At 73.3% G+C, this 2629-nt stretch carries 1 protein-coding gene and 1 pseudogene; one reads left to right on the top strand and one right to left on the bottom strand.

Annotation, left to right across the window (positions count from 1 at the left end):
- Positions 1-63: 63 nt before the first annotated feature.
- Positions 64-1932 carry an AMP-dependent synthetase/ligase gene (locus VR44_RS38610; RefSeq protein WP_245692870.1) on the bottom strand — a complete coding sequence of 623 codons (1869 nt, stop codon included), beginning with the start codon at positions 1930-1932 and terminating at the stop codon, positions 64-66.
- Between the two features lie 333 nt (positions 1933-2265).
- Here VR44_RS38610 and VR44_RS38605 point away from each other — a divergent pair.
- Positions 2266-2629, top strand: a pseudogene (locus VR44_RS38605) (hypothetical protein); the annotation flags it as partial.

The following is a 2629-nucleotide window of genomic DNA, read 5'->3' as shown; positions in this document are numbered from 1 at the left end:
CTGTCTATAGCCCCGCCGGCGTTTGAGGCGAGAACGGGTGAAGGGCGGGGCGGGGAGGGCCCCTCAGGAGCCGCGCGGGGTCTGGTAGAGGGCCTCGATCTCGGGGGCGTAGTCCCGTGCGACCGCGCCCCGCTTGAGCTTCAGGGACGGGGTCAGGTGTCCCCGTTCCTCCGTGAACTCCCCGGGGAGAACGGCGAAGCGACGGATCGACTCGGCCCGCGAGACCAGCTGGTTCGCCTCGTCCACCGCCCGCTGCAACTCCTCCAGCAGCTCCGCGTCCGTGACCAGTTCCCGCACCGGCACCCCCTGCTTCTTGTGCATCTGCCGCCAGTGCGCGAGCCCGTCCGGCTCCAGGGTGATGAGGGCCGCGATGTAGGGCCGGTTGTCGCCGATGACCATGCACTGGCCGACCAGCGGATGGGCCCGCAGCCAGTCCTCCAGGGGGGCGGGAGCGACGTTCTTGCCGCCGGAGGTGATGATCAGGTCCTTCTTGCGGCCGGTGATGGTGAGGTAGCCGTCGGCGTCGAGTTCGCCGATGTCGCCGGTGGCCAGCCACTCCCCCGCCGGCTGCGCCGAGACGTTCCAGTACCCGGCGAAGACGTGTCCGCCGCGCAGCAGCACCTCCCCGTCGTCGGCGATGCGCACCGCCGTGCCGGGCAGGGGCCAGCCGACCGTGCCGAGGCGGGGCCGCAGCGGCGGGGTGACGGTCGCGGCGGCCGTGGTCTCGGTGAGCCCGTACCCCTCGAAGACCTCGATGCCGGCGCCCGTGTAGAAGGCGGCGAGGCGCCGGCCGAGGGGGGAGCCGCCGCTGAGGATGTAGCGGACGCGGCCGCCGAGCGCGGCCCGGATGCGCCGGTAGACGAGCGGGTCGTACAGGGCGCGGCCGGCCCGCAGGGCCAGCCCGGGCGCCTCACCCGCCACCGCCGCCTCCCCGAGGCGCTGGGCGATGCGGGCGGCGCGGTCGAAGGAGGAGGCGCGGCCCATGCGTTCGGCGGTGGCGCGGGCGGTGTTGTGGACCTTCTCCAGGACGTAGGGGATGGCGAGCAGGAAGGTGGGCCGGAAACCGGCGAGGTCGGCGAGGAGGTCATCGGTCTTGATGCTGGGCGCGTGACCGAGCTTGACGCGGGCGCGCATGCAGCCGACGGCGACCATCCGGCCGAAGACGTGCGACAGCGGCAGGAAGAGCAGGGTGGAGGCGGGGTCCTTGCTGACGGAGTCGAAGACGGGGTGCAGGAGGGCCACCGCGTTGTCGACCTCGGCGAAGAAGTTGCCGTGGGTCAGCGTGCAGCCCTTGGGCTGCCCGGTGGTTCCCGAGGTGTAGACGAGGGTGGCGTAGGAGTCGGGGGTGCGGGCGGCCCGCCGCGCCTGCACGACCGCGTCGGGGAGGTGTTCGCCGGCCTTGACCAGGCGGCCGATGGCTCCGGTGTCGAACTCCCACAGGTGGGCGAGGCCGGGGAGGTGGGCGCGTTCGGCGCTGATGAGCCGGGCCTGGACGGTGTCCTCGACGGCGCAGGCGACGGCGCCGGAGTCGTGGATGATCCAGCGGGCCTGGAGGGCGGAGGAGGTCGGGTAGATGGGGACGGTGACCAGCCCGGCGGCCCAGCCGGCGAAGTCCAGCAGGGTCCACTCGTAGGTGGTCCGGGCCATGATGGCGAGCCGGTCGCCCTCCGCGAGGCCCTCGGCGATCAGTCCCTTGGCGACGGCGAGCACCTCGGCGGCGAACTCGGCGGCGGTGACGTCCCGCCAGGTCCCGTCGCGTTCCTTGCGGGCGAGTACGGGCTCGCCGGGGGCCTCCAGGGCGTTGAGGAAGGGCAGGTCCCCGAGCGATCCGCCGGCCGGCGTCCCGGCGAGGGCGGGCACCGCCACCTCGCGCACCACTCCGGCGACGATCGTCTTGACGGGCTCGACCAGCTTCGGCTCGGCAGCGTCCACGGCTCGTTCTCCTCGGTCGATCGGGGGTTACCGCCGGTAATCTACGCACGCGCGCACCGCTCGAACACCCCTCGGCCCAGCCCTCCTCCACAGCTCCACACCCCGCGAACGATCTCCACCCCTGGTCCGCACACCTCACGGTTCGGTTCCGGCCTGCCGGAACGGCTGCGTCAGCCAGGGCGAAGGGGGAAGAATCCCCGAAGTCCGCCAGGGCGCCGCCACTTTGAGGAGCAGCCGGTGTCGTCAGAGCCGTCAGAGGAAATCCAGTTAACGCTCACCCCCGCGCAGGCGGCCGCCGGAGCGACCGTCGACGTCCCGTTGGCGTCCGGCAACGTGAGGCTGCGCATACCGCCGACCCGTAACGGCGACCTCGTACGGGCCCGCGTCGGCGGCGAGGAGGTCCTGCTCCGGATACGGGTCCCCGCAGACCCCACACCCCCCGGCCCCACCACCGCCGGGCCCACCGCGCCCGGCGCCACCGTGCCGGGCCCGTTCGGCCCCCTTCACGTGCCGCAGCCCGCGGCGCCCTCCGGCTCCGGCAAGTCGGGGGCCCTGGGCTGCCTGCTGGCGCTCGGCGTCGCCGCCGCGGTCATCATCGGCGTCGCGGTGGCGAGCAGCAGCGACGACGACTCCGGCCCCATCGCCTCCCCCACGCACTCGTCGACCTACAGTCCGGACACGTCGTACACCCCACACC

It is taken from the genome of Streptomyces katrae (genome assembly GCF_000966975.1).
GTDB lineage: Bacteria > Actinomycetota > Actinomycetes > Streptomycetales > Streptomycetaceae > Streptomyces > Streptomyces katrae.
Note: the sequence above shows the minus strand (reverse complement) of the source record. Positions and strands in the feature narration are given on the sequence as shown.